Annotated in this window: 23 protein-coding genes and 2 tRNA genes; 11 read left to right on the top strand and 14 right to left on the bottom strand. The window is 57.5% G+C overall.

The genetic code is table 11. From position 1 onward, the window contains the following. Positions 1-69 precede the first annotated feature (69 nt). The 3 genes from HDF15_RS24160 (at position 70) to HDF15_RS24150 (ending at position 5,561) form a co-directional block, all read left to right on the top strand. Positions 70-1,437: a CehA/McbA family metallohydrolase gene (locus tag HDF15_RS24160; protein WP_184260582.1), complete on the top strand. Its 1,368-nt coding sequence runs from the start codon at positions 70-72 to the stop codon at positions 1,435-1,437. Between the two features lie 172 nt (positions 1,438-1,609). Continuing rightward, a complete protein-coding gene (locus HDF15_RS24155) occupies positions 1,610-4,324 on the top strand; it encodes a glycoside hydrolase family 2 TIM barrel-domain containing protein (RefSeq protein WP_184260579.1) in 2,715 nt (904 codons plus the stop codon). A gap of 181 nt (positions 4,325-4,505) precedes the next feature. Beyond that, on the top strand, positions 4,506-5,561 hold the full coding sequence (locus HDF15_RS24150; RefSeq protein WP_184260576.1) for a hypothetical protein: 1,056 nt from the start codon (positions 4,506-4,508) through the stop codon (positions 5,559-5,561). A 532-nt stretch (positions 5,562-6,093) separates the two neighbouring features. Here HDF15_RS24150 and HDF15_RS24145 read toward each other — a convergent pair. The 3 genes from HDF15_RS24145 to HDF15_RS26095 form a co-directional block, all read right to left on the bottom strand. Continuing rightward, positions 6,094-6,459: a hypothetical protein gene (locus tag HDF15_RS24145; protein WP_184260573.1), complete on the bottom strand. Its 366-nt coding sequence runs from the start codon at positions 6,457-6,459 to the stop codon at positions 6,094-6,096. Positions 6,460-6,600: 141 nt separating this feature from the next. Then, complete coding sequence (locus HDF15_RS26100) at positions 6,601-7,125, bottom strand: LysR substrate-binding domain-containing protein (protein ID WP_260331326.1); 525 nt, start codon at positions 7,123-7,125, stop codon at positions 6,601-6,603. A gap of 60 nt (positions 7,126-7,185) precedes the next feature. After that, positions 7,186-7,617 (bottom strand): LysR family transcriptional regulator, encoded by a 432-nt coding sequence (locus HDF15_RS26095; protein ID WP_260331322.1) that lies wholly within the window; start codon positions 7,615-7,617, stop codon positions 7,186-7,188. Between the two features lie 370 nt (positions 7,618-7,987). Here HDF15_RS26095 and HDF15_RS26530 point away from each other — a divergent pair, with 370 nt between their 5' ends. Continuing rightward, positions 7,988-8,230 (top strand): helix-turn-helix domain-containing protein, encoded by a 243-nt coding sequence (locus HDF15_RS26530; RefSeq protein WP_409254887.1) that lies wholly within the window; start codon positions 7,988-7,990, stop codon positions 8,228-8,230. A 164-nt stretch (positions 8,231-8,394) separates the two neighbouring features. On the opposite strand, the gene HDF15_RS24135 is transcribed toward HDF15_RS26530, so the two are convergent. Next, positions 8,395-9,261: a 2-dehydropantoate 2-reductase gene (locus tag HDF15_RS24135; RefSeq protein ID WP_184260570.1), complete on the bottom strand. Its 867-nt coding sequence runs from the start codon at positions 9,259-9,261 to the stop codon at positions 8,395-8,397. A gap of 173 nt (positions 9,262-9,434) precedes the next feature. Between HDF15_RS24135 and HDF15_RS24130 the strand changes: the two genes are divergently transcribed. Beyond that, the gene (locus HDF15_RS24130) at positions 9,435-9,689 is read left to right on the top strand and encodes a hypothetical protein (protein ID WP_184260567.1); all 255 of its coding nucleotides are present in this window, start codon (positions 9,435-9,437) and stop codon (positions 9,687-9,689) included. Further along, positions 9,689-10,462, top strand: a complete 774-nt coding sequence (locus HDF15_RS24125; RefSeq protein WP_184260565.1) for a hypothetical protein — start codon at positions 9,689-9,691, stop codon at positions 10,460-10,462. Before HDF15_RS24130 ends, HDF15_RS24125 begins: the two co-directional genes overlap by 1 nt. A 34-nt stretch (positions 10,463-10,496) precedes the next feature. Here HDF15_RS24125 and HDF15_RS24120 read toward each other — a convergent pair whose 3' ends face one another. From HDF15_RS24120 to lon, 10 genes are all read right to left on the bottom strand, one after another. Beyond that, the gene (locus HDF15_RS24120; protein ID WP_409254886.1) at positions 10,497-10,928 is read right to left on the bottom strand and encodes a site-specific integrase; all 432 of its coding nucleotides are present in this window, start codon (positions 10,926-10,928) and stop codon (positions 10,497-10,499) included. A 25-nt stretch (positions 10,929-10,953) separates the two neighbouring features. Beyond that, positions 10,954-11,538 (bottom strand): hypothetical protein, encoded by a 585-nt coding sequence (locus HDF15_RS26090; protein WP_260331320.1) that lies wholly within the window; start codon positions 11,536-11,538, stop codon positions 10,954-10,956. A gap of 143 nt (positions 11,539-11,681) precedes the next feature. Next, a tRNA-Leu gene (locus HDF15_RS24115) sits at positions 11,682-11,768 on the bottom strand. 53 nt (positions 11,769-11,821) lie between these two features. After that, the gene (locus HDF15_RS24110; RefSeq protein ID WP_184260560.1) at positions 11,822-12,859 is read right to left on the bottom strand and encodes an Asd/ArgC dimerization domain-containing protein; all 1,038 of its coding nucleotides are present in this window, start codon (positions 12,857-12,859) and stop codon (positions 11,822-11,824) included. A gap of 43 nt (positions 12,860-12,902) precedes the next feature. Beyond that, positions 12,903-13,733: a CDP-diacylglycerol--serine O-phosphatidyltransferase gene (pssA, locus tag HDF15_RS24105; RefSeq protein WP_184260557.1), complete on the bottom strand. Its 831-nt coding sequence runs from the start codon at positions 13,731-13,733 to the stop codon at positions 12,903-12,905. Next, positions 13,733-14,359 (bottom strand): phosphatidylserine decarboxylase family protein, encoded by a 627-nt coding sequence (locus HDF15_RS24100; protein ID WP_184260554.1) that lies wholly within the window; start codon positions 14,357-14,359, stop codon positions 13,733-13,735. The genes pssA and HDF15_RS24100 overlap by 1 nt, the downstream gene beginning before the upstream one ends. Before the next feature lie 9 nt (positions 14,360-14,368). Then, positions 14,369-14,860: a ribosomal protein S18-alanine N-acetyltransferase gene (gene rimI / locus HDF15_RS24095; RefSeq protein ID WP_184260550.1), complete on the bottom strand. Its 492-nt coding sequence runs from the start codon at positions 14,858-14,860 to the stop codon at positions 14,369-14,371. After that, positions 14,857-15,498: a tRNA (adenosine(37)-N6)-threonylcarbamoyltransferase complex dimerization subunit type 1 TsaB gene (gene tsaB / locus HDF15_RS24090; RefSeq protein WP_184260547.1), complete on the bottom strand. Its 642-nt coding sequence runs from the start codon at positions 15,496-15,498 to the stop codon at positions 14,857-14,859. Before tsaB ends, rimI begins: the two co-directional genes overlap by 4 nt. Continuing rightward, positions 15,495-16,064, bottom strand: coding sequence for a DUF488 family protein (locus tag HDF15_RS24085; protein WP_184260544.1), 570 nt, complete (start codon positions 16,062-16,064; stop codon positions 15,495-15,497). Before HDF15_RS24085 ends, tsaB begins: the two co-directional genes overlap by 4 nt. 282 nt (positions 16,065-16,346) lie before the next feature. After that, positions 16,347-18,779: an endopeptidase La gene (gene lon, locus HDF15_RS24080; RefSeq protein WP_184260541.1), complete on the bottom strand. Its 2,433-nt coding sequence runs from the start codon at positions 18,777-18,779 to the stop codon at positions 16,347-16,349. A 344-nt stretch (positions 18,780-19,123) separates the two neighbouring features. On the opposite strand from lon, the gene HDF15_RS24075 reads away from it, so the two are divergent. The 5 genes from HDF15_RS24075 (at position 19,124) to HDF15_RS24055 (ending at position 24,659) form a co-directional block, all read left to right on the top strand. After that, positions 19,124-19,205 (top strand) — tRNA-Leu (locus tag HDF15_RS24075). A 23-nt stretch (positions 19,206-19,228) separates the two neighbouring features. Continuing rightward, entirely contained in the window at positions 19,229-19,561 is a 333-nt protein-coding gene (locus tag HDF15_RS24070) for a DUF3467 domain-containing protein (RefSeq protein ID WP_184260538.1), read from the top strand. Between the two features lie 4 nt (positions 19,562-19,565). Further along, positions 19,566-21,170 carry a glycosyltransferase family 39 protein gene (locus HDF15_RS24065; protein WP_184260535.1) on the top strand — a complete coding sequence of 535 codons (1,605 nt, stop codon included), beginning with the start codon at positions 19,566-19,568 and terminating at the stop codon, positions 21,168-21,170. A gap of 73 nt (positions 21,171-21,243) precedes the next feature. After that, on the top strand, positions 21,244-21,612 hold the full coding sequence (locus HDF15_RS24060) for a hypothetical protein (RefSeq protein WP_184260532.1): 369 nt from the start codon (positions 21,244-21,246) through the stop codon (positions 21,610-21,612). Positions 21,613-21,803: 191 nt separating this feature from the next. After that, a complete protein-coding gene (locus HDF15_RS24055; protein WP_184260529.1) occupies positions 21,804-24,659 on the top strand; it encodes a TonB-dependent receptor domain-containing protein in 2,856 nt (951 codons plus the stop codon). The last annotated feature ends 29 nt before the right edge of the window (positions 24,660-24,688 follow it).

The following is a 24,688-nucleotide window of genomic DNA, read 5'->3' as shown; positions in this document are numbered from 1 at the left end:
GGGGAGAGGGGTTCTCCCTCCCCTTTCAACCTCGAAATTATCAGCCAGGTCACTCAAGAGGAAGATCCGATGTCTTATCGTTCTGCTTCAATCGTTCGTATCGTTGCCGCTGCTGCGGCAAGCTTGGCACTCCCCCTCTCGGGAGTTGCTCATGCTCAGATCAACGCACAGCCTCATGCTACGGCAAGATCTAAACCGCATGCCGCTACCCCTATGTCTGAATATCACATCTACGCGGGCAACACGCATGCGCACACCAGCTATACCTGGTCCCACGGCGACCAGTATCCCAAGAGCGACTGCAAGGGCGTTCCCGTTTATGCACCTGACCGCAATTCACCGGAGGTGCATAGTTGGACAGCGGAGGGAGGCGAGGCCCGAGGCAACTGCCCGGCCATGATCATCATGGGTTCCAGCCAGTATCCAGGACCCTATGACGACCTGAGACCGGACTGGAAGAAATATCAGGGTCCACCGTCCGAGCACTTCGCACTGGCGAAGGAGAATGGCTACGACTTCTACGCCGTCACGGATCACTCCCAGGAAGCCAGCCTGCAGCCGGCCAGCCGCACCAACCCCACATGGGTCAATACGAAGCGCCAGGCGGCTGAAGCAACCACTCCTGAATTCGTAGCACTCACGGGATACGAACACTCCGAGAACGATGGTCCGAATGGTGTCGGCCACCTGAATGTATTCAACAGCGATTCCTATCTGAATGCGCTTGATCCCGGTGTTGATCTTCCCTACTTCTACAAATGGCTCAAGACAGCGAAGCCCAATGGTTCAGGCCCTGTTGTTGCCAGCTTCAATCACCCTGGACCAAAGCAGTACAACAACTGGGACTATCGCGATCCTCAGATCACTGACATTATCACGATGCTTGAAGTCATCAACTCCAACAGCCATATTCACTATGAGGGATTCATCAATGCTCTCGATAAGGGCTGGAAGGTCTCGCCGGTAAGCGGCAACGATAATCATGGAACCTCCGGCATCTCGCGTCAGACCTCACGCACCTTTCTCCTTGCCACCAGCCGAACGAAGCTTGCGCTGCTCGACGCGATGAAGAACCGCCGCACCTATGCTTCGCTCGATAAGAACATTCAGTGCCGTTACAGCGTGAACGACGCCATCATGGGCTCAACGCTAAAGCGGTCGGACACCTTCAAATTTCAGATTCATGTCAGCGATCCGGATACAGATCAGCCTAAGGACAAGATCACCAGAATCGACATCGTGAAAGACCACGGCGAAGTAGTACAGACCTACACCCCGGACACACCGGACTATACCGTGGAATGGGCTCCGACCATCACAGACTCTACCAGCAGATACTTCTTCGTCCGGGTGTGGAATGCGGGTGGGGGCGACGCTCCAGGAGCCGATCCCGCTAAACCGATCGCGTGGCTCGCTCCCATCTGGACCGGCCGCTGAACGAATCAATCCTCATCAAGTAATGCATTCATAAGAACGCTTCCCCGCTCACCCTCCAGTCGCTCCGGTCCTCTCTACCGGAGCGGCAAGGACGGTACACGTTTATCACCGTAATTTTCTGTCGTGATGGATTCGTATGCAGTACAGCGAAGGAAAGAAAGCCATACCAACCATGCCTGTAAAGACCTATATTCTTCTCGCGGCACTTACTCTACTCTCCCCTGCCAATGCCCCTGCAAAACCTCCGGCCGCGCTCCTCCCTTCGCCAAGTCCGCGCACGGTAACCAACTTTGACTTCGACTGGAAGTTCAAACTCGGCGATGTGCCGGCAGCTTCCGCGGAAGTCTTTGATGACTCTGCGTGGCGCACCCTCGATGTGCCGCATGACTGGTCAATCGAGGGCGAATACAAAGAGACCAATCCCGGTGGCGCGGTAAGTGCGTGGTTGCCCGCAGGTGTGGGCTGGTATCGCAAGGAATTTACAGTATCCCCCAGGATGCTGAAGCAGGATGTTTCCATCTTCTTCGACGGCGTCTTCATGAACTCCACGGTGTGGATCAACGGCTTCGAACTGGGGACGGAGCCCTATGGCTCCATCAGTTTTTTCTACGATCTCTCGAGTCATCTACATGAGGGCAAAAATGTAATCGCCGTTCGCGTGGACAACCAACTACAACCGGCAGCACGCTGGTATACAGGCTCCGGTATATACGGCCATGTCCATCTGCTGGCAACCGCGCCGTCCCATATCTCGCAATGGGGCACGTTCGTTCGAACTGCGAAAGTTGAGCCCGACCTCGCCACAATCGCTGTTTCAACGGCGCTCACGCTTCCGCACGATGCAGCAGGGACACAAAGAACCCTACGCTTCCTTGTGCGAGACACACAAGACCGCGTGGTTGCGTCCCAGACGCTGCCACTGCACTCTTCTTCTGTCCCGGATGAGGCACATCCGCTTTCGCTTCCCATCTCACAGCCGGTCCTCTGGTCGCCAGAACACCCGACTCTGTATACCCTGCGCATTGACTTACTGCAGGACAAAGAAGTCGTAGACAGCGAGGAGACGTCCTTCGGCATACGAACGATGTCGTTTGACGCGGAGAAGGGCTTCTTGCTCAACGGGCAGTCACTAAAGATTCGAGGCGTTGGAGACCATCTCTACGGCGGCCCCATGGGAACCGCAGTTCCCGACGGCATTCTGCGACGGCGGCTGCAGTTGCTAAAGGATATGGGCGTCAACGCGATTCGCACCTCACACAACCCGCATACGCCTTACTTCTACGATCTGTGCGACCGTATGGGTTTCCTGGTGATGGATGAGATCTACGACGGCTGGAAACGCAAGGTCAGGAATGAATATGCCGATCGCTTTTATAAGAGCCAGTGGCATCACGATGTCAGGAGTTGGGTATTGCGTGACCGCAACCATGCCTCCGTCTTTGCCTGGAGCATAGGCAACGAGACTGGACTCGCAGATGTCAATCACATGTCGGAATATGTCCACTCATTTGATCCGACGCGGCCAACAACCGGCGGCATGATGACTGATGGTGTCGATCTCTCCGGCTGGAATGGACCGGGTGAAGTAGCGGGCGTGCTGGAAAAGTATCACGCAGAAAATCCCTCCGTCCCTATTGTCCTGACGGAAGAGCCGCACACCCTGCAGACGCGTGGATTCTACCGCGTGCGTACCTGGTGGCGTGACTGGACACACTTTACCGAATTTCCGCCGTACGGTACGCAGGAGATCTTCTTCGACGGCAATCAGTGGTACAACTCCTCCTACGACAATGCCGTTATACGCGAGACGGTGCGCACCGCCTGGAAACGCACCGCCACCACACCCTGGATCAGCGGCGAGTTCCGCTGGTGCGGCTTCGACTACATCGGAGAGGCTGCCTATAAAGGCGGCCATTGGCCCGTGCGCGCCGAGAACTTCGGAGTCATCGACCTTGCGGCTATTCCAAAGGATGATTACTTCCTTTATCAATCCTTCTGGACGACGGCTCCTATGGTGCACCTGCTGCCGCATTGGACCCATCGTGGCATGGAGGGAATTGTCATTCCCGTCGTCGCCTATTCAAATCAACCCGAGGTCGAGCTCTTTCTCAATGGCAAGTCCCTTGGACGACGCAAACCTGAACCTCTCGGTGATTTCGACTGGCAGGTGCCTTACACGCCCGGCGAACTGAAGGCCATAGCCTACGGAGCCAACGGCCAACAGAGTGCAACGACTTCCTTTCAAACAGCCGGCTCACCCACGCAGATCAAGCTGGAGAGCGACAACACGTCCCTTCGTCCAAACCGCACCGACGACGCCGTCGTCACCTTCACCGTCGCCGATAAGAACGGCGTGATGGTTCCGTGGAATATGAACCGCGTGGACTTCGCGGTCGCCGGCCCTGCCCGTCTGCTCGGCAATGAAAATGGTGACCCCGTCGACGTTACGCCAAACCAGGCGCCCTATCGCAATGCCTTCTATGGCATGGGCCGTGGCTTCTATCAGGCCACATCCCTGGATGGGCCGATTGAAATTACCGCTGGCGCAATCCTCGGCGATACCGACCTCGGCACCGTCTATACCGGCGGCCCGCGTCAGGTTGCGATCGCAGTCTCGCGAGTTTCACTTCGCGGTCCGCTGCCCCGAGCCAGAATGGAAATCCGCTACTCACTCGATGGCAGTGAACCGAACGCACAATCGCCTCTCTATACCGCACCGTTCCTCATTGAAGAGGAGACGACCGTTAGAGCTCGCGTATTCCGAGATGGCAAACCTATACTGGCACTTTCGTCGTGGTTTCGCCGAATCGATCCGACCTTCGTAACAGATCCACGGTGGGCGACTGATTCCAGGACAGACCCCAACAGTCGCAGGCGCTTTCCATAGTTTCACAACATCCGTCGCGGCCGCTATCCCCTGTAGAGCAGCCGCAATGAAGCGCTTGTCTGTCTCGAAGCTAGTGGCAACTCGTGCGTCGATCGAATCTCAGCCTCACAGACTGAAGCAACGACCGGCGCGATGCTCCCCCTCGCAGGATCAACAAGTCTTCGATATTGAGGCATTCAAAATGAACTTGAATAAAAAGCATTTATTTATCTCGTTCCTTCGTGCGGCTCTTTTCGGAATCCTGAGTCTAGCCCTTCAGAGCAGTGCGGCCTTCGCTCAAACCTGTACCGTTAGTTCTACCCTCGTTAATTCCTGCGGCCCATGGCTCGGAGCCTACGCCTCTCAATATCCGGCAGCCACATCCAATCTTGAAGCTCAAGTCGAATATCACGAGCAGAGAGTCGGTCGCCAGATGAGCATCGTGCACGATTACAACCCAGTCGGCGATGTCACCATTTCCACGTACGATCAGTTCTTCTACAATCGCGCCAACACGTATCTCTTCCTTAACTGGAAGCCTGCTGACCCTTGGGTCAACGGCACCGGTTGCTCCAGCAGTGCCTGCACCGCGACCAATGCGCAGATCGATCAGATGGCTACTGCCATTAAGGCTCTTGGAACGAAGAAGATGTTTCTCGCGCTTTATCATGAGCCCGAGAACAACGTCTCGGTCAATAATGCGGGCCTTAGCTGCACGTTGAAAGCCGGAGCATCTTCCGGCTCTGAAGCCGACTACGTCAACATGTGGAAGAATGTTCGCAGCCGCTTCGACGCCGACGGCGTAACAAATGTCGTCTGGGTCATGGTCTATCAGGGATACAGTAAATTCGATCCCTGCATGACCAACGCCCTTTGGCCTGGGAATGCCAACGTAGATTGGGTGGCCTGGGACCCGTACGACACAACCGGCGTCGGCTGGGTAGACACCACGAACTTCTTCTACAACACACTCGTCTCATTGTCTGACGACCAACACAGCTACAAGGGCAGACCCTGGATGTTGGCTGAGTTCGGCGTAGGCGGCAACCTTCCGCAGTCGGATGCTTATAGCTACTACGCTGCAGAAAAAACGGCACTCGACAATAACACCTATCCCAACATTCACGCTTACGTCGTATTCGATGCCATAGGCACCCTATACAACCAGGTGCAGTATGGCGGCGACCCCACAGTCGTTCTCGATCCACAAGAGCAAACCGACTACAACTTATTCGCAAACGATCCCGTGTTGAAATAGCTTCACCGTTCCTCGCGAACATGTCTCACCGCAGTAGCAAAAGGGAGGGAGATCGAGCTTGGTCGATCTCCCTTTTCTGTAGCACCCGTTCGGGGTTTCTGAAGAATTCGCTGCCAAGATGCTTGCGCATGGCGAAGTGAGGACAGGCTGCCAAGCTCAGGGGGTTCGTCTTCGAGAAGTCTGATGGCCCCATGAGCTACGCCTGTGATGTACGGCGATGTCCAAATCGATTCAAATCCGGCCACGCTATGCTGACCTCCTCGCAGATATCAAGACGCGTGTCCGCACCGCTCAGGTACGCACTGCTCTTGCTGTCGACTGGAAACTCATCCTGCTGTACTGGTTATGGACTCCGTCCAAATGCACAAGGTAAGTTGATTGTGTCGTTCGTGCCAGATCAGAATTACGCCAGTGTGGATGCAGTCGAATTGGAAGAAGAAACAGAATAGAAACGATCCCAGCACACGTTCCTCGGATCATTCCGTCGTTGCTCTAGTCTCTGATCTTTGGGTGCATAGAAGTCATATCCGGACTAGTAGAAGCCTTGATTGTCACGATTCGCGTTGACCTTTCCCGCGTAGTGCCTGGAAATAAAGATGAAGTATGCCGCTGCCAGAGCGAAGCCAATCGGCCACCAGAAGGAGGCGATCAGCAAAGCAGTGTGATTCGCGGAAACGGTGTAAGCGGTGAGGGAATTGAACGTCCCCATGAGCGTTTGCGCCCCAGAGAAGTCCATCGTGCCTTGCGCATGCGCTGCGCTCGAGAGCGTAAGCGCAAACAGAGCGGGAGCGATTGCGCGCACCGCGCAGAGTAGGTTTTGTTTGGTGAAGGGTTGCGCCAATCGCTTGGCGAATCGGGCTGTGTTACTAGGAATGACAACACGATCTTTACTGAACATCGGCACCTCCATCGACTGGTCTCAGTCGGGAATATGCCGTGATGATTGTGCTCGCACTTGGCCCGCGTCCAATACCTAATATTTATCGGGTGATAGCTTCCAAGTATCACCTCGTTCTATCTCGCACCAATGCTTCAACTTCTAACTTATGAGCGTCATTTGAACCGGCCCATCTTTCTCGCGCTGTGCAGGGCGCATTCTATTTGGAATGGAGGCTTGTGAGGGGATGGATACTTTATTCACTGCTGTCTCTTTGCCATTCTGAGTTTGGGAGAGCTGTTTCACCAGACGCTTAACCAAGATTGGAACGGTCTTTGGATGGCGAGCTTTGTGGTAGATCAAGGCTGTATCGATCGTCCAATCGACACCTGCGATCGGACGAGTCGTTAGCTCTTCATCGAGGTTTGTTCCCTCACGGATCAACGCGAAGCCGTGCCCCCCTTTGACCAGAGTTTGCATCTCCGACGGATCCGAGGCACAGGAATATTCGCCAATCTTCACGCCGGCATCTCCGAGGAGTTCCAGTAACCTCTCGTGAGCATCTGGATGTCGTTGAGGGTGATAGAGGACCGCAAGATTGCCCTGCAAATCGGTGGCCTGTAGAGAAGCTTTCGCAGCGAAGGGATCGTCTCGCCGTAAACAGGCTACGAGCCGGTCACGCCGCAACTCTTCGATACGTAGATCCGGATGACGCAATGGCAACGTTACAAAGGCGGCATCGACCGTTCATGACACGACTTCTTCCGCCAGGTGCGCCGTGTCTCCATGTGTTGGGCGTATCGGGCAGACGGGAAGAATCTCTTTGTGTAGATCGCAGAAGCTTCGGAACAAGCTGTGATCGACCAGAGGGGTGCATCCGAATCGAACAGAACTAACCTCGCCGCGCTCAATCGCGATGAGGGCATCGACAACCTCATCGCGGGTCTCGAGTAGGAATCGAGCCAAGACCTTGAATGCAACGCCAGTTTCCGTGGGACGAATGCGCCCGCCCTTTATCTTGCGAAAGAGACGCACTGAAGCGTTCTCTTGGAACTGCCTGGCCTGAACGCTGAGATTCGGTTGTGCGGTTCGTAACTCCTCCGCAGCAGCACGGAATCCCTGTCGTTCCAGAATCGTCAGCAAATATTTGAAATGGCGAAGCTCGGCCCATTCGTACATGTCCCCACCGCTCGACTAGTAGTACTGCTCTCGACTCAATTCAAAAGGAGCGGGGCAACCGCGTCTCCGCCTGTGGAAATTCTGGCAATATGGATCCCTGTTATCAACAGGAAAGTTTGTTTTGGCCATATTTACTCTTCGCAGTGAGATGCTCACTTGCGGCGAAGTTGCCGCAAGGTGATGTGTGGAACGTATCACCCGATAAATGGAAAGTATTAGACAGGACTCTCTTTTCGAGAGAGGCTGTAGACCTACAGCGCGGTTACATTCCGCAAAGCTACAGTTTCAAGGAACACCAATGATTTAGCGGGCCCTTTTTCAAAGGTGATCCGTGACTCGACACACTAAATGGCAAATTGGAGACTCCAGTATGCAAGACGCGAATCTTACAAGCAGAAAACCACCGATGCATCCGCATATGCCCAACAACCAGCGGTTGCTCGTGGGCAGAAGGGAGGCAGCAGGGCTGCTTTCAATCAGCGCACGCGCCCTAGACTACCTGGTCGCGAACAAGCGGCTTTCGAGCAGACGGATCGGGTCACGTATTCTCATTCCTCTTTCAGACTTGCAGCGATTCGCTCGTGGAGACCATCCGGAGCGTCTTGCAGGCTGATCGATGACGCCACTATCTCCTCACCTGAACGAACGGCGCTCCCTGATTTCGTACTTCCGTGGCAATCGACATTCAGGGCAGCCGACGTTAGGCATAAGTGACGAAAGGCGTGTTCGTGCGGACCAACTCTTTGGTTTTGAAGCTTGGTGAACTCTCGGCTCCTGCTAGATGGCTTCGAGAAGAGCGAGCAATAGGCTGTTTCGCGGCGTCGGAATGTTATGCTGCCGTCCGTGGCGAACTATAGCGCCGATGCGAGCGTCCGTCTCCATCGGGCGGCCAGCAAGTCGATCGGCCAAAAGCGAGTTCACGGAGTCGATAGGGTAATTGCGGTATTGAGTGAGCACTTTCTGTGGGATATCCTCGTCGAGGATCGCTCCTACAGCGCGGCCTACGGCGGCGCACTCACGCACGACCTCGAGCGTCGCCTCACCGATCGCCTCACCCTGAAAAACACCAGCAGGTTTGCCCAAAAGCGCAGAGATCGAACCGGCGGAGTTCATACAAAGTTTGCGCCAGGCGGCGGAAAGAAAGTCAGCGGTCAGGGTGATCTGCGCGGCTGAGCCCTGAAATAGGGCCGCGAAAGATCGGCCAAGCACATCTGCCTGTATGAATAGCTCAGCGGGTCCGCGTTGGTGCACGCTCTCGGGTGCTCGGCGCTCGGCTGGGCAATCGATAATGACAGAGACGATCTGGTCCCTCTGTACATAGGAAGCAAACCGTTCGTGATGCTCCACTCCATTCTGAATCACCGCGACGGGAGCACCTTGCCTGCAGAAATGTTCGACCCATGCACCGGCACCCGGAGCATCGTAAGTCTTGGTGGCAACTATGACCCAATCCACTGACCCCGCCTGTGAAAGGTCGGTAAGGTTCGAGTAGGAAATGTTGATGCTTCCCTCAGGCGTCTCAACATTGAGGTGAGAGAGAGGACGTCGCGTACATAGTATAAGTTCGTGCTGTTCGACGGACTGTAGTAGCGCAGCGACGACAGATCCGATTGCGCCCACTCCCACGATTGCGATCCGTGCCATAGCACCATTATGGCAGGAGAGGCATCACGTTCCGATCATCTCTGATAGGCCGTCTTATAGCGACCGAATTTCGATCGGGAGAAGCACGCTGGTTTCTCTAAAGGCAACATGGTAGAAAAGGGCATTAGCCCCTACGCTCTCGACACGAAGACTGTAATTCCAAGGAAAGAGCTATGCCAGGATTCGAGAAGGTGGACGTAGATGACGTGGTTGTGAGGATGCTGGCCGGTACTGTCCCGATGAAGCTGCGTGTATCCAAGGTCACAAACCAGGTCATCACGTGTGGCGACTGGGAATTTGATCGGGCAACGGGCGCGGAGATCGACGAGTTATTGGGCTGGGGGCCTCCTCCACTCACGACCGGAAGCTATCTTGATCCATCCAAGACGGAGCTTTCCAATCCGACGGCGAATTCCAGGGAAAACTGATGCTGAAATCAGAACTCAGGGCGGGCGTCGAATATGCTTTTCGTGAGAAACGGGTTTCGGGAACTCCCCTCACGAGGATCAAGCTGCTTCAGCATGTCAGGGGAGCCAGGTGGAAGGCCGAATGGATCGACACCCATCCCGGTCTGGTCGATTATGTGACTACCGCTCAAATCCTCGTTCCTTGGAAGGAGCACAAGCAGTTTCAACAAGAGGAGACCGATCTAGCTCATCTACGTGAATACAACTTGTCACACGGATATGACGGAAATTTTCCCGTATGTCAGGCCCTTCAGCAGGTGTACGAAAGCGTGGAGGATCGGATCAGCTATGATCGCGGGATTCTTCAAACGACTTTGGAGTCGCTAAACCGGCTTCGCGTGCGTAGTCAACTTTCCGAGTACACACTTCAATCCCCTGCGTTCGAAGGTCGAGACGGCTTCTTACGGCTGCCACACGATCAAGCTGAAGAGCTCGCTCGCAATTTCTGCATGGTCGAGCCTGCCCCCGTATTGATCGGTATTGAGACGACAGAGCGGAACTGGTCTATGGACGTTGCTCGCCCCGGAAATGAGTACCTCGTTCCCCTGCTGAATCAATACCGTGCGTCATGGGCGATCATTCGCCAGTGGTGCGGTTCTGACGCAGCAGTGGCGGAACGAGATAAGCGGATCGAGATTCTTGAGCGGCTGGTATGGGACGCCATCTATGCCCTGCAAAAGGCCGGATTAGACACTGAAGCTACAAGGTTGAGGCGCACAATCGATAGTCATTAAGCCCTTGTCCGTAGCTCAAGTCCCGGTGAGCCCTTCAACGGATCTTCGGATCTAGCTTCTCGATCGCTGCTTGATTGTGCTCCGGAGCAAGATGGGCGTACCGTACGGTCATCGAGATCGTCTTGTGCCCCGCAAGTTCTTGAGCTGTTCTCAAATCGACTCCGGCCATGACCAATCGACTGATGAACGTGTGGCGCAGTGCGTGCCATGTGAAGTTCGACACCTTTGCGTCCTCAACTACTCGATCAAACCAAGCCCTCGAATCGTTAAGATCCCGACCATATTTCGATTGAAAGATCCGGCCCTCATGCGGCCGATCTGCGTGCAGTTCTTCGAATGCCTTCACGCAGGTTTTGTTCATTGGTATCTCACGGCTGCTCCCGTTTTTCGTCTCGTCGAGAAGGATGCGCTTACGCCGGAAAGAGATTTGACTCCACTCCAAACTGTACTGCTCGCTCTTTCGCATTCCCGTATTCAGGGCAATGTCGAACTCAGGCAAATGCCGAGGGCAACGAAGGTTGATAGCTTCGCGAATCTTCGCTTCCTCCTCGGCAGAAAGGAAGCGGAGGCGCGCATTCTTCTCTGGCCGCTGCTCTACGAGCCGGAGCCGGATTGCCTGAGACTTTGCCATCGGCGAATGCGATTTTGAAGGTCTTGCCGAAGACATTCTTGTAGCGGTTCTTCGTCGCCGGTGACCAGTCATGTTTCTTCAGCCAAGCGTCAATCTCCGAGGGCTTGATTTCATCCGCAACTCGATGACCGAAATCTTTCAGGATGATATTCATCCTTATGCGAAAGTTCTTAACATCCTTGCGGCAGTGTTCGATATACCACTCAAGAGCGTGCTTACCGATCACCTCGAACTTCACGCCCTTGTTTTTCATGTTCCCAGGCATCTTCGCACCACGCAGGGCGTCTGCACGACGAATCCGGTAGAGGTCGACCGCGTCACTTTGCCGGCCCACCTTTTCCCGGTGTTCGCGACCATCGACGTAATAGCGAATCCACCAGATCTCCGAGCCAGGCACCTTTTCAAATACGCCACACTCTTTTCGGATCACCTTTTTTCTCGGCATCCAGCTACCCTCCTCAAATCGACGATAGCAAATGAGGTACAGACCGGCACCAAAACCGGCACCAGTGAGTTTTGGGCATGAAAAAGCCTCTCGGACTGAGAGGCTTTGGTCTTCGTAAGCTATTCATTTTGTGAATCTTATCTTGGTGCCGGGAGGGGGAATCGAACCCCCATGGAGTTGCCTCCGGCGGATTTTGAGTCCGCTGCGTCTGCCAGTTCCGCCATCCCGGCGCTCTTTTATTTTAGCGCATAATTTATCGGTACTACCGCATACCGACGCTGCTCTACTGCACTTTGCCTGCCGGTCGCAGAGCGATCAACTCCATCGCACAGGCCGAGGCATTGCGGGCAGAGAGACGGAGGTTATCCGCCGCCATCCATAGCCAGAATCCGTTCGTGGCATGAGACTCCGCGCGTACGCTGACCAGCATCTGGGACTGTTCGATCACACTCATATTGCTTGGCCCCGGATCGTCCGCCGCCACCACGCTGACCATTCCTCCCTGCAGCGCGCGTGCGATGTCTTCCTGCTTCAACTTCTCGCCAAACGTCGCAAAGATCGAGGCCGTATAGCCGTTGAACACCGGAGCCTGCAACAACTGTAGTGCCAGCGCCTGGGAAGCCTCTGCACCCGCGATCGCGCCAAAGTGCCGTCGTACCTGCGCGGTCAGCGTGCTGAGGTCCAGCTTCGCGGCTCCGCCCAGCGTCGCGTTCAGGTTGAAGGCCACCTGAGCGTCGTACACATCCTTCGGCAGTGATTGGAACGACAGCGTCCCCACCGTCTGCTGGTGCAGTTCTTCGAGCCCTTCTCTGCCCTGTTGCGAAGCCGGTTCCAGGACCGTCGCCACAAAACGCGCCGTCTTCCATTGAGCCCGCAGCCGAGCCGTTACCGTCGCCAGCATCACCGCCGCAGGATGCGCTGGAACAACAACCTTCGTCGTCAGATCGGGAGCGGGCGTCGTCCCTGCTTCAACCGTTTCGATCCACGGACACCGCACCAGCGTGCCCTTTTCGCCCTCGAGTGCGAAGCTCAGATCGATCACACTGGCTCCGGCGGTCAAGGCGTCCTTCCAGTGCTTGCGCGTCGTCGCGGCATCGCCGGCAAAGAACACCACATCGATTCCGACGAAAGAAACAGGGCCAATCTCCTGAATCACCATGGGCTCATCGCCCGCTGCTGTCACCTGTCCGCTGATATCGCCCGTGTCGAACAACGCGAGGTCCCACGCAGCCGCCAGGGACGCGTTCAGTTCGTCCGCAAGCTCTTTCCCCAGAATGCTGGAAGCTCCAACGATCGCCGCACGTACCACTCTTCCTGCCACGCTATCTCTCCTCTTGGCGACATCGCCATTCCAATACGTGCCACTAGCTTGCTGTGCTGCGACGTCCCCACGAGTACGCCAGCCGAGCCAACACTCCCGACAGCAAATAGGCCATCGCAATCGCGATCAAGGCATACTCGGAGAACCAGATCACGAGCGCCAGCACAACAACGATCAACAGAACGCCGCGCACAGGCTGTCGCTCGGCGAAGTTCAGTTCCTTGCCGCTCCAGAACCGCCAACTGCTCACCATCAGGAACCCGGTAAACGCCAGCAGCGCGAGCCAAACCCCGGAGAGCCACAGGTCATGAATCGGTGACCCCAACTCAAAGTGAACGACCGCCGCAATCACACCGGCTCCAGCCGGAATCGGCATGCCGACAAAGTACTTCCTCCCCGGCCTGCCAGGGTTGCGCGGCTGGGGATTAACACTGATATTGAACCTCGCCAACCGGCATGCGCCGCAGATGAGGAACAGGAAGCAGATCACAATTCCCAGGCCTCGCAGCCGTTCCTGCACCTCTGGATACGCCGAGGGCAGCACAGCATGCACGCCCCACAGATAGGCCAGCAGGCTTGGAGCCACGCCGAAGGTAATGACATCGGCCAGCGAATCGAACTCCTTGCCAAAGTCGCTGGAGGTGTTCGTCATGCGGGCGACGCGTCCGTCGAGCCCGTCGAACATCACCGCAAAACCAATCGCCAGCGCGGCATGGTCAAAGGCCCTGGGGTCGCCAGCGGCTCCGCGGATACTCTCCGTCAGCGCGTAGTAGCCCGCTGCAATATTGCCCGCTGTGAAGAGAGACGGCAGCACATACATGCCGCGACGCTGCGGCGTGTGTTTTTGCACCGTGCCCAACTCCGGCATAGCCATTAGGCTGTCTCACCCGGCATGGCGGCCAGAATGGAGCTACCACCCTTGACGCGATCCCCTACCTTGACGGCCAGCTTGGCCTCAGGGGGAAGCAGCACATCCACACGCGAACCAAACTTGATCAATCCCATGCGTTGTCCTCTTTCCACGCGGTCGCCCACCTTCAGGTTGCAGACAATACGACGTGCCAGCAGACCGGCGATCTGTTTGAAGCTGACGGAGTACTCTCCCGTATTGATGGTGATCAGAGTCTGCTCGTTATGGATAGAAGACTCCGGACGCATCGCATTCAGAAACTGCCCTTCGCGAAACTCTACCAGTTCCACCGTGCCACCCACCGGCACGCGGTTGACGTGCACGTCGAAGACATTGAGGAAGATCGTCACCCGCAGGCGACCACCGGCAGTGGTTTCGATCCACTCCGCCTCTTCCACCTTGCCGTCGGCGGGCGAAACGATCAGCCCAGGCCCCGCAGGCACCGTGCGCGACGGATCGCGAAAGAACCAGAGGAAGAACATCGCCAACAGCACAGGGATGACCGTCAGGCCACCAGACAGCGTGAAGTGCCAGACAATCGCCGCCACCACCGCCAAAGCGAGTCCGTAAAAAAATCCGTCGCGAACCATAGTCCCCGATTATAAATCCGCTGCCGCTGAAAGACTTACGGACATTAATACCGCATCGTCAGAGGGGTCGAAATAATAACCACGCCGCAATCCTGTCTCCTGAAACCCCAGGCGACCGTACAAAGCACGCGCCCCCGCATTCGCCGACCGCACTTCGAGCAAAATCTCCCGTGCACCGGCTTCGCGAGCCCAGAGCATCACCGCCTCGGACAGGGCCCTGCCCACTCCCAGGCGACGCTGCACAGGATCTACCGCGATACTCTCCAACTCTGCCTGGTCGACAACAACGGTTGCGACCGCAAATCCTGCAAGCTGGCCATGATCGACCGCGACAAACAGCGCTCGCTGCAACGTTGACACCGGCTCTTGCAAAAGAATGTCACGATAAACAGATTCCCCCCAATGTGGGGCCTCCGGCACAGACCGCTCAAGACGCAGCACTTCGGCAAGGTCATCGACCGTTGCGCGACGAATGTCCGGCGGCTTCAAGAACGTGGTCATAGGGCTACGGCGGAGGGCGATTTCGCATAGATATCGCGCTCCCCGCGAACATAGTTTGCATCCGTCGTCGCGACATCACTGCCGCCCTCCTGCAAGACTCGGAGCATGACCGGAAGGGCCAGCTCAACACTCAGAAGATGAAGCTCAGGGCTTAGGCTTGCGAGAGGCTCGGCCAATTTCGGCTCGGCGATCACGACACGATTGCCCTCCGCCCGGACCAGCAGATCCTTACGCTGGCAAAGTGCATCCTGCGCCTTCTCGCTCTGCCGCACGAAGCGCACATAGTACTCGCCACGTCCGGCATCGAGCACGGCACAACCCTCTTCAAGCACTGTGGCCTCCACCAAAACAGCCAACCGCGATACCGCCGCCAGCGGCAGATTTGCGGCCACGCATAATCCCTTCGCTGCGGCGAGCCCTACCCGCACACCGGTAAACGACCCCGGCCCAGCGACGACGCCGATGCCGTCAAGGTCAGCCAAAGCCCATCCCTTTTCTTTCAGCAGGCGCGACACAGCGGGCAACAGAGCAGACGACGATCCTCGCTCCGGCAGAGTCTCGCTGGCGGCGATGCTCTCGCCCTCACTCAACGCGACACCACCCACATCGCCGCAGGTATCGATCAACAGCAGTCTCACACATCCTCCACATTGCTATCCGCTCCGAGCATACCGCTAAACAGCTCGCCGTTCTCAGCGGGATACCAGACGCGTTCGCCCTCCACCTGCGCGAAACGGGTAAGTTCGTGTGGCTTGCGTGAGCTCAAACCCTCGGGCGTAACGAAGATATTCTCAACCACAACGCCGCGAGTGAGCACTGCATCAGCAATCAGCGAGCGATGGCATCGCCACGGGAGCGCCTCGGCACACATCACGGCCAGCGGCTTCTCCTGCGCGAGCAGCCAGTCGATCTCACGCCGAAACTCGGCAGTCTGCATGTGGTCCGCATAGCCTCGAAAGCTGTCCTTGTGCCAGCCCGTGTTGATGCTGTCTTTACGCGCCTCGCGCCATCCACCCAGGCCCTTGCGCCACACGGGCTCGATTCCAGCTTCTCGTAACGACGCAAACAGGGCCTCCTGCCCGAACTGCGGATACCTCCGCGATCCAGGACGGCTCCGCACATCGACCAGCAGTTCAACACCGCTGTCCCGAAGCGCTCGCAGGAACGCTTCGATGCTCAACGTGGAATGGCCGATTGTCATCATGTAAGGCTCCTGCAAAAGCAGAAGATAATCTACACCCGGGTGCCCCATCCTCGACGCGCGGCTTTTTGCGCGGCAGGGTGGGGTATAGACGCTAAGCGGGGCACAGATATTAGCATCGCGCTCTGCGTCGGGGGTATCGTTTGCGGTAGCGAACGACCGCTCTCCTCAATCAGGCCACGATCGCCTCTATAAGCCAAAAGCGGTCGTGCTTTCGCACGATACCCCACCCTGCCGCGCATAAAACCGCGCGTCGAGGATGGGGCACCCGTTTCGAGTCTCACGTTACTGCGCTGCGGCAAGTACCTCTTCGCGCACTTCCTCGTTCTGTACCGCTTCCTTTACCGACTTCGGCAAAGCCACAGCCAGAACATCTTCAATACGCGAAGCATAGTGGATCGTCACGCCCTCCACCTGGTCTGCCGTGAGGTCCTCTTCCACATTGGACTTCACGTCGATCGGCAGGATCACGTCGCGAACACCTGCCCGCTTGGCCGCAAGGAACTTCTCCTTGATGCCGCCGACCGGCAGTACATTGCCGCTCAACGTAATCTCACCGGTCATCGCCAGCAGAGGACGCACAGGCTTGTCCGTCAGTAGAGACACCAGAGCCGTCGCCATCGTGACGCCTGCACTCGGGCCGTCCTTCGGGATCGCTCCCGCCGGTACGTGGATGTGCAGATCAATGTCCTTCAGCACATCTTCATCCAGGCCCAATGAAGTTGCATTGGACCTCACCCATGTCAGCGCCGCCTGCATCGACTCCTTCATCACGTCGCCGATCTGACCCGTGATGCTGAAGCCACCCTTGCCCTTCATCTTGTTGGCTTCGATAAAGAGCACGTCGCCGCCAGCCGGCGTCCAGGCAAGACCCACAGCCACGCCTGCACGTTTGGTGCGCTCGGCGATCTCCGTGTCCACGCGAACCTTGATACCGCCCAGGAACTCGTGGACGATCTCAGACGTAATCACCAGCTTCTCGGTGCGTCCTTCCGCTACTTTCCGAGCCAGCTTGCGGCATACCGTTCCGATCAACTGCTCCAGCCGGCGAACACCCGCCTCACGTGTGTAGTGCCGCGCGATCAGCGCCACGCTCTCCGTCGGGAACTCGATCAGGTCTACGGAGATTCCGTTCTCCTTGATCTGGCGAGGGATGAGATACTTCTCCGCGATGTTGACCTTCTCCTCTTCCGTGTAGCCGGTCAGTTCGATGATCTCCATGCGGTCCAGCAATGGCGCCGGAATCGGGTCGAGTTGGTTCGCCGTGCAGATGAACAGCACCTTGCTCAGATCGAACGGCTGATCGAGATAGTTGTCGCGGAACGTGTTGTTCTGTTCCGGATCCAGCGTCTCCAGCAGCGCACTCGACGGGTCTCCGCGGAAGTCGCGGCCCAGCTTGTCGATCTCGTCCAGCATGAAGACCGGGTCGTTGACCTCAACGCGCTTCAGGTGCTGAATGATCTGCCCCGGCAGAGCGCCGATGTACGTGCGCCGATGTCCGCGGATCTCCGCCTCGTCATGCATGCCGCCCAGCGAGATGCGCGAGAACTTGCGTCCCAGGGCACGAGCGATCGAGCGTCCCAGCGAGGTCTTACCCACGCCCGGAGGTCCGACAAAGCACAGGATCGGCCCCTTCATGTCCGGCTTCAATCGCCGCACGCTCAGGTAGTCCAGAATGCGGTCCTTCACCTTCCGCAGCCCATAGTGGTCCTCATCGAGCACGCTCTGCGCATGAACGATGTCCACCTCACCGGCCGAACCCTTCGACCACGGCAGCACTGCCAGCCACTCAACATAGTTCCGGGTCAGCGAGTAGTCCGCCGCCGCAGGGTTCATCCGGCCCAGCCGTCCGAGTTCCTTCAACGCGTCCTTCTTCACGTCCTCCGGCATGCCCGCGGCTTCGATCTTCTCCTTCAGGTCGGCGATGTCCTTCTGCGTATCGTCCTGGTCGCCGAGCTCCTTCTGGATCGCCTTCATCTGCTCGCGCAGGTAGTAGTCCCGCTGCGACTGCTGAACGGAGTCCTGCACCTCGGTCTGGATCTTGTTGCGAAGCTGCTGCACCTCGATCTCTTTGGCCAGGTGGCTGTTGATCTTCTCCAGACGCGTCTTCACATCCTGCGTCTCGAGCAACTCCTGCTTGTCAGTGGTCGAGAGGAACGGCAGGCTTGACGCGATGAAGTCCGACAACCGGCTCGAATCCTCAATATTGATCGCAATGGTCTGCAGGTCATCCGACAGGGTTGACGAGGAGGTCACAATCTCCTGGAACTGACCGACCACATTCCGCTGCATGGCCTCGGCCTCCGGAGAGGTCTCCGGCTCTACCTCGGGCAGAACCTCGCACTCCGCCATCAGGAACGGCTGCGTCTGGGTGTAGGCCCCAATCTTTACGCGCTCCGTGCCTTCGGTAAAGACAAAGAGGCTCTGGTTCGGCATTTTTACGACCTTGTGAACGGTCGCCCGGGTGCCGATGACGTGCAAATCTCCACCATCCGGCTGGTCCTGACGGGCATCCTTCTGGGCCACCACGAGGATCGTCTTCTCCTCGCCCAGGGATTGGATCAATTGGATGGAACTCTCACGCCCTACAGTCAAAGGCAGGACGGCATGGGGGAACAAAACGGTGTCCCGAACAGGCAAAACGGGGTAAGAGCGGCCCTTGTCCTCTCCACTTCTGACCTCGGACGGTTTGATCACGCTAACGAATTCACTTGGCATCTTGAGTGTTCCTCTATCAACTTTCATGAATAGGATGCACTATTATCCTTGTCGGTCGCAAATCTGCGTCCAAATTTCTCTTCGGACCCGGCGGCTCTACCTCATGAGACGTAATCTGGGAGGTTCCGAGCGTCGTTCTGTCTTATAAAACGCTGGCGAGCAGCAAACGGTTCACCCGGAAACCACGCGTGACAAAGAATTGACATAGAGCAGGTTTCGTTAACGCCAAAACTCACTCTTGTCTCCTCCTCTGCACCTTCTCCCTGAATACTGGACACCGAATTCCCGGCATTTGGCCCTTCCGATTGCAACCCGCCTCCATTCCCGTTACCCTTAACCTCACCGCGGGAGTGGTGAAATGGCAGACACGCAGGTCTTAGAAGCCTGTGCTTCGGCGTGGGGGTTCGAGTCCCCCCTCCCGCACCAACGAATTCGACTTCAGGATGACGATGAGCCAGACCATTACCCAGCCCGATAACACCCGCATCACCCTGAACAAGTCCGCCGATTACCGTGACTCCTATGCCAATAGCGTCCAGGTCCGCCTCTCCGTCTGGGATTTCTTTCTGGTCTTCGGCACGCTCGAGCAGCAGTCTGCCGAACAGGTGAACATCGATAACTTTCAGGGCATTTATCTTAGCCCCCAGCAGGCCAAGGCGCTGAACAATCTATTGAGCCACAACCTCGCGCAGTACGAGCAGACCTTCGGCACCATCTCGCTGGAGAGCTCGCAGCAGCCGGGCGCTCCGCGTTTCGTCCCGGGCAACGGCCCCGTCCACTAAAACAGTGGAGTCTCTTCCGCAAGCTCTTCGCAGAAGCACGGCGCGGCTGGCTTCCCTGCCCGGCCCCGTGCTCTTCGCGATCTTCTTCGCCGCCATTGCCCTGGGGCACCTTACCCTGCTGCAACTGCCCTACTTCTGGGATGAGGGCGGCTACTACATCCCAGCCGCGCTCGACTTCTTCCACCGCTTCACGCTGATCCCCGAGTTCACCAACGCCCATCCGCCGCTGCCGAACATCGTCCTCGGCACGCTCTGGCATGTCACCGGGTATCACATCCTCGCGACAAGGCTCATGATCTGCGCCTTCGCCGCGGCGGCCATGCTCGCTATATTCCGCCTGGCGCAATCCCTGCTGGGCCCCAGCGCCGCCGTCGCCACCACCCTGCTCATGGCGATCTATCCCATCTGGTTCGCGCAGAGCACGCTGGCACACGCCGACATCTTCGCCGCCGCATTCACGCTCTGGGCCTTCGCGCTGTACTTCACAACCGACGCAAATGAAAAGAGCAGACAGCTCTGGATCGCCGTACTGTTTTCTCTCGCGGCGCTCTCGAAAGAGACGGCCATCGTCGAACCGGCAGCCCTCGCCGCGATGCATCTGGTGCTGCTGATTCGCGACCGGCGCTCCGCCCTCGCGCGACGCCTTCACTCATCGTGGATGGTCACTCTATCCATGCCACTCCTGCCTTTGATCGCGTGGTACGGCTATCATCACCACCGCACCGGCTTCACCTTCGGCAACCCCGAGTACCTGCGCTACAACGCCACGGCGAACCTCAGCGCGGCGCACATCTTTCTCTCGCTGTACTACCGTTTCCTGCATCTGGCCTGGCAGCGCAATCTCTGGGTCGCGCTCGTCATCGCCATTGCCTGCCTGTTTCTTCCACTTCCAGCTGAGAACAGGCCCCAGTCGCTATCGACGGCAACCCTGCGCACCATCGCGATTCTTGTGGTTGCCAATTGGCTTGCCTTCTCCGTGCTGGGAGGAGCGCTTCTCACGCGCTACCTGTTGCCTGTCTACCCACTGATTCTGCTGGTCTGCGTCGCCACCTGGCGTGCACGAACTCGTCAATGGCCCTGGCTCGCGGCACTCACGGGAATGTCTTTTCTGACAGCTCTCTGGATCAGTCCTCCGACGTCGTACGCTCCTGAAGACAGCCTCACCTATCGCGACATGATCGTCGTCCACCAGGAGGGAATAGCCTATATCGACCAGCACTTTCCCGATGCCCGCGTCCTCACCGCATGGCCGGCGGCGGCGGAGCTGGTGCGTCCCGACCTCGGCTATACGAATCGCTCCATCAGGGTCACACCCATTGAAAACTTCACGGCATCTGAAGTCCTGAAAGCAAAGCAGGAGCCCGACCTCTTCGACACAGCACTGGTAGTCACCACGCGCTACACGACCCCGGAGCTTCGCAAGTATCTGCTGCAACATCCAGACACCCACCGTGGACGCGAGTTCGCCGACCAGCGCGATCTATCTCCTGACGAAGTAGCGGCCATTCTTGGGGGACAGATTGTATGGAAGGACACCCGCGATGGCGAATGGGCCGCCGTCATCCGCTTCTCGCGCAGCTACGAAGCGCTCCTGCAGCCGATGCCATAAGGCCTTGCCGTAGATGTCCTACTTTTGTCTTTACGCTTTTGATTTTCAAACTTCCTGCTAGACTCGTCACAACATGCGTCGTGCCCTCACATTGCTTCTGCTCGCAGTCTTCGGTCTCCCGACCGTCGCACCGCTGCTTGCAATGGGACAGGACACCGACTCGCATCTGCCCATATGCTGCCGCCGCAATGGCGACCACCATTGCGCGATGGGCATGAGCCAGCCGACGACTACGCCTGCTGTCAGCGCACGCTGCCCGCACTTTCCGCAGCCCACCGTACCGTCTCCGACAGGCACCTTCGCAGCGCTCGTTACACCCGCGCAGCTCGTACAAATCGATCTCTCGATTCTCGCCGCCCCTCAGCGTGCCGACACCCAGCGTCGCATCTCCCGCGAGCGCTCCCGCCACAAACGCGGCCCTCCTGCCGTTCATCTCTCCTAGAGCAGTTTCGGCTTTACTCGTTACACCAGAGGGATTGTAAGGATGGTTTTCCTGGGGGAAAACCATGCAAACGATCTTCGCCCCTGTAAATGTCTAAGCCGAAACAGCTGTAGTTCTCCCTTTTCATCGCAACTGAAGAACTTTCGCGGCCGCGCCTTGTCGTGCGCTCCGCTGTCCCATGGAGGACGAACGTGTACCGGTTTTTATCCCTCTTTCTGTTATCCCTTCTCATCCCCTGCCTTGCTGCGCAGGAGACGATCAACAACGCCTCGCTCTCCGGACGAGTAAACGACTCCACCGGAGCCATGATTCGCGACGCAACCGTAACCGCACGAGCCACAGCCACCAACGTCGCAACCAAAGCCGAAACCGACGCCGCCGGACGTTTCCGCTTTCCCTATCTCCAGGTCGGCCAATACCAGGTAACGATTCACCACACAGGCTTCGCAGACGCCAACGCGACCCTTACTCTCACCATTGGTGCGGCCTTCAACCTTCCCGTCACCCTTACAGCAGGTTCCACGGAAGCTGTAACTGTCACCGCAGAGTCGCCTGTCCTCGAAGCCGATCGCAGCCAGATTGCAGGAACGATCTCGCAGACCGAGGCCGCCAATCTTCCGTTTGAAGGCCGCAACTATCTCGACATCGCTCTCCTGCTGCCCGGCGTGTCGCCGACCAATACAGCCAGCACACAAACTCTCGCGGAGACCTCCGAGGTTGCAGGCCAGGGATACTCCGTCAACAGCCAGCGGAACTTCTCCAACAGCTTCGTCGTCGATGGCCTCTCGGACAACGACGATGCCGCCGGCGTAGCCGGAAACGTCTTCAGCCTGGACGTGGTGCGCGAGTTCCAGGTCGTTACCTCGGGAGGGCAGGCGGAGTTCGGCCGCGCTCTCGGAGGGTACTTCAACCTCATCACCAAGAGCGGCACCAACCAGCTCCACGGAACGGCCTATGGCTTTCTGCGCAACCAGCGCTTGAATGCAGACAATGCGCTCTCGGGCAGCAACCTGCCGATTACACAAGGGCAGTATGGCGCAAGCCTGTCAGGCCCTCTGCGGAAAGACCGCACCTTCCTCTTCGGCAACTTTGAAGAGCAGCGCCTGCGCACCGATGGCATCATCACCATCACGCCGGCGAACGCCGTCACGATCAACGCGCGGCTGCAAGCTGTCGGCTATCAGGCTCCCCTGCTCACAGTTGGAACAGGGCCGACCACTCTCTATCCCACAACGCTGCATACAGACACCGCGTTTCTGCGCGCCGACCATCGCTTTAGCCCCAACGATCAGCTCAATGTGCGATACAGCTACTACAAACTCAGCAGTCTTAACGCTAGGGGTGCTGGAAGCCTCAATGCTGTGAGCAACGGCACCTCCGTCTTCGACACCAACCATACGGTGGCCGTCAGCAACATTGCTACGCTATCGTCGCGAACCTTCAACGAGACGCGCGGACAGTTCATCTACGACAGCCTGAACGCACCGCCGAACGATCAGGTCGGCCCGGTGGTGACGATCTCCGGAGTAGCCACCTTCGGACGCTCCGTCTCTTCGCCCACGGCACGACTCAATTATCTGGGCGAGGTCGTAGACAACCTGGTGATGGAGCGTGGAGCACACACCTTCAAAGCCGGCATGGACTTCCTCTACAACGACGACACCATCACATTTCCGCAGTCGTTGCGCGGCTCCTACACCTTCTCTTCCCTCGCGACCTTTCTCAGCGGCACCTATATCTCGCAGGGCTACACCCAGAACTTCGGCATACCCACAGTCCAGCAGAGCAATCCCAACGTCGGGTTCTACGCGCAGGACGAGTGGAAGATTTCCCCGTCCTTCACGTTGAACGCCGGAGTCCGGTACGACCTTGAGTTCCTGCATACGATCAACACCAATACCGGCAACGTCTCGCCTCGTATCGGTTTCGCATGGGCGCCCTATGCCAATCGCGAAACCGTAGTGCGCGGCAGCTATGGCCTCTTCTACGACCGCATTCCACTGCGTCCCCTGGCCAACGCACTGCTCTCGGCACACAACACAACCGACCCCAATCAAGCAGCCCTGCTGAGCTATACCTTCTCTCCCGGACAGGCAGGAGCTCCTGTATTTCCCGACGTAGCCATTGCTCCACCAGCGGGAGCGGTCGAAAACTACTCCACGATGAATCCCAACATCCAAAATCCTTTCTCCCAACAGGCAAGTCTGGAGATCGAGCAGCAGATTCTAAAGACCGAGACATTGGGCATTAGCTACCAGCACCTGCGCGGCGAACATCTCATCGGGTCGATCAACACCAACATCAACCTCGATGGAACGCGGCCCGATCCAACGCGCGGCAACATCAAGCCCTACAGCTCAGCCTTCGATTCGTACTTCGACGCGCTGGAAGTTTCACTGCAGCAGCGCCCTTTGCCCTGGGGCTCTGCACGGCTCTCCTACACCTACTCCAAGGCAATCGACAATATCAGCGAGTTCTTCTTCAGCGCCCCCATCAACAACTTCAATCTGCGCGAAGACCGTGGCCGTTCCGACGACGACCAGCGTCATCGCCTCGTCTTCGATGCAAGCCTGACCTCATCCACCAAGCCCTCTAACAGCTGGGTCGATCACGTGACACACGGCTGGCGGCTCGGAGGAATCCTGCAGTACTACTCGCGCCTACCTTTCAACGTCACCACCGGCGCAAATACCAAACAGGCGACTGCGCAAAGACCCTGCGCCGCGGGCTTCAGCCTCACGGCGAATGGAGGCTTGAACCCTTGCACGGAGGCGCTCCCGGGAGCCGTCATCGGCCGCAATACAGGCACTGGCTTTGACTTCTTCAGCCTGAACTCGCGTCTCAGCCGCACCTTCTCGCTAACGGAGCGAGTCAAGCTGGAAGGCATGGCCGAGGCCTTCAATGCGCTCAACCATCGCAACGACATGATCCCGAACGGTACCTTCGGCACGGGCAACTATCCGACCAAACCCAACGCTACCTTTGGACAGGCAACAGCAGTTGGGGATCCCCGAAGCATTCAACTTGCCGTTCGATTGAGCTTCTAAGCCAGGCTGGTTGAGTCGGCCCTTGGGCC

The organism is Granulicella mallensis, assembly GCF_014203225.1.
Taxonomy (GTDB): Bacteria; Acidobacteriota; Terriglobia; order Terriglobales; family Acidobacteriaceae; genus Granulicella; species Granulicella mallensis_A.
Note: the sequence above shows the minus strand (reverse complement) of the source record. Positions and strands in the feature narration are given on the sequence as shown.

Coding starts and splice junctions, on each gene's coding strand:
- HDF15_RS24160 (WP_184260582.1), top strand. CDS start 70: ATGTCTTATCGTTCTGCTTCAATCGTTCGTATCGTTGCCGCTGCTGCG.
- HDF15_RS24155 (WP_184260579.1), top strand. CDS start 1,610: ATGCCTGTAAAGACCTATATTCTTCTCGCGGCACTTACTCTACTCTCC.
- HDF15_RS24150 (WP_184260576.1), top strand. CDS start 4,506: ATGAACTTGAATAAAAAGCATTTATTTATCTCGTTCCTTCGTGCGGCT.
- HDF15_RS24145 (WP_184260573.1), bottom strand. CDS start 6,459: ATGTTCAGTAAAGATCGTGTTGTCATTCCTAGTAACACAGCCCGATTC.
- HDF15_RS26095 (WP_260331322.1), bottom strand. CDS start 7,617: ATGTACGAATGGGCCGAGCTTCGCCATTTCAAATATTTGCTGACGATT.
- HDF15_RS26530 (WP_409254887.1), top strand. CDS start 7,988: ATGCAAGACGCGAATCTTACAAGCAGAAAACCACCGATGCATCCGCAT.
- HDF15_RS24135 (WP_184260570.1), bottom strand. CDS start 9,261: ATGGCACGGATCGCAATCGTGGGAGTGGGCGCAATCGGATCTGTCGTC.
- HDF15_RS24130 (WP_184260567.1), top strand. CDS start 9,435: ATGCCAGGATTCGAGAAGGTGGACGTAGATGACGTGGTTGTGAGGATG.
- HDF15_RS24125 (WP_184260565.1), top strand. CDS start 9,689: ATGCTGAAATCAGAACTCAGGGCGGGCGTCGAATATGCTTTTCGTGAG.
- HDF15_RS24120 (WP_409254886.1), bottom strand. CDS start 10,928: ATGCGAAAGAGCGAGCAGTACAGTTTGGAGTGGAGTCAAATCTCTTTC.
- HDF15_RS26090 (WP_260331320.1), bottom strand. CDS start 11,538: ATGCCGAGAAAAAAGGTGATCCGAAAAGAGTGTGGCGTATTTGAAAAG.
- pssA (WP_184260557.1), bottom strand. CDS start 13,733: ATGGCTATGCCGGAGTTGGGCACGGTGCAAAAACACACGCCGCAGCGT.
- HDF15_RS24100 (WP_184260554.1), bottom strand. CDS start 14,359: ATGGTTCGCGACGGATTTTTTTACGGACTCGCTTTGGCGGTGGTGGCG.
- rimI (WP_184260550.1), bottom strand. CDS start 14,860: ATGACCACGTTCTTGAAGCCGCCGGACATTCGTCGCGCAACGGTCGAT.
- HDF15_RS24085 (WP_184260544.1), bottom strand. CDS start 16,064: ATGATGACAATCGGCCATTCCACGTTGAGCATCGAAGCGTTCCTGCGA.
- lon (WP_184260541.1), bottom strand. CDS start 18,779: ATGCCAAGTGAATTCGTTAGCGTGATCAAACCGTCCGAGGTCAGAAGT.
- HDF15_RS24070 (WP_184260538.1), top strand. CDS start 19,229: ATGAGCCAGACCATTACCCAGCCCGATAACACCCGCATCACCCTGAAC.
- HDF15_RS24060 (WP_184260532.1), top strand. CDS start 21,244: ATGCGTCGTGCCCTCACATTGCTTCTGCTCGCAGTCTTCGGTCTCCCG.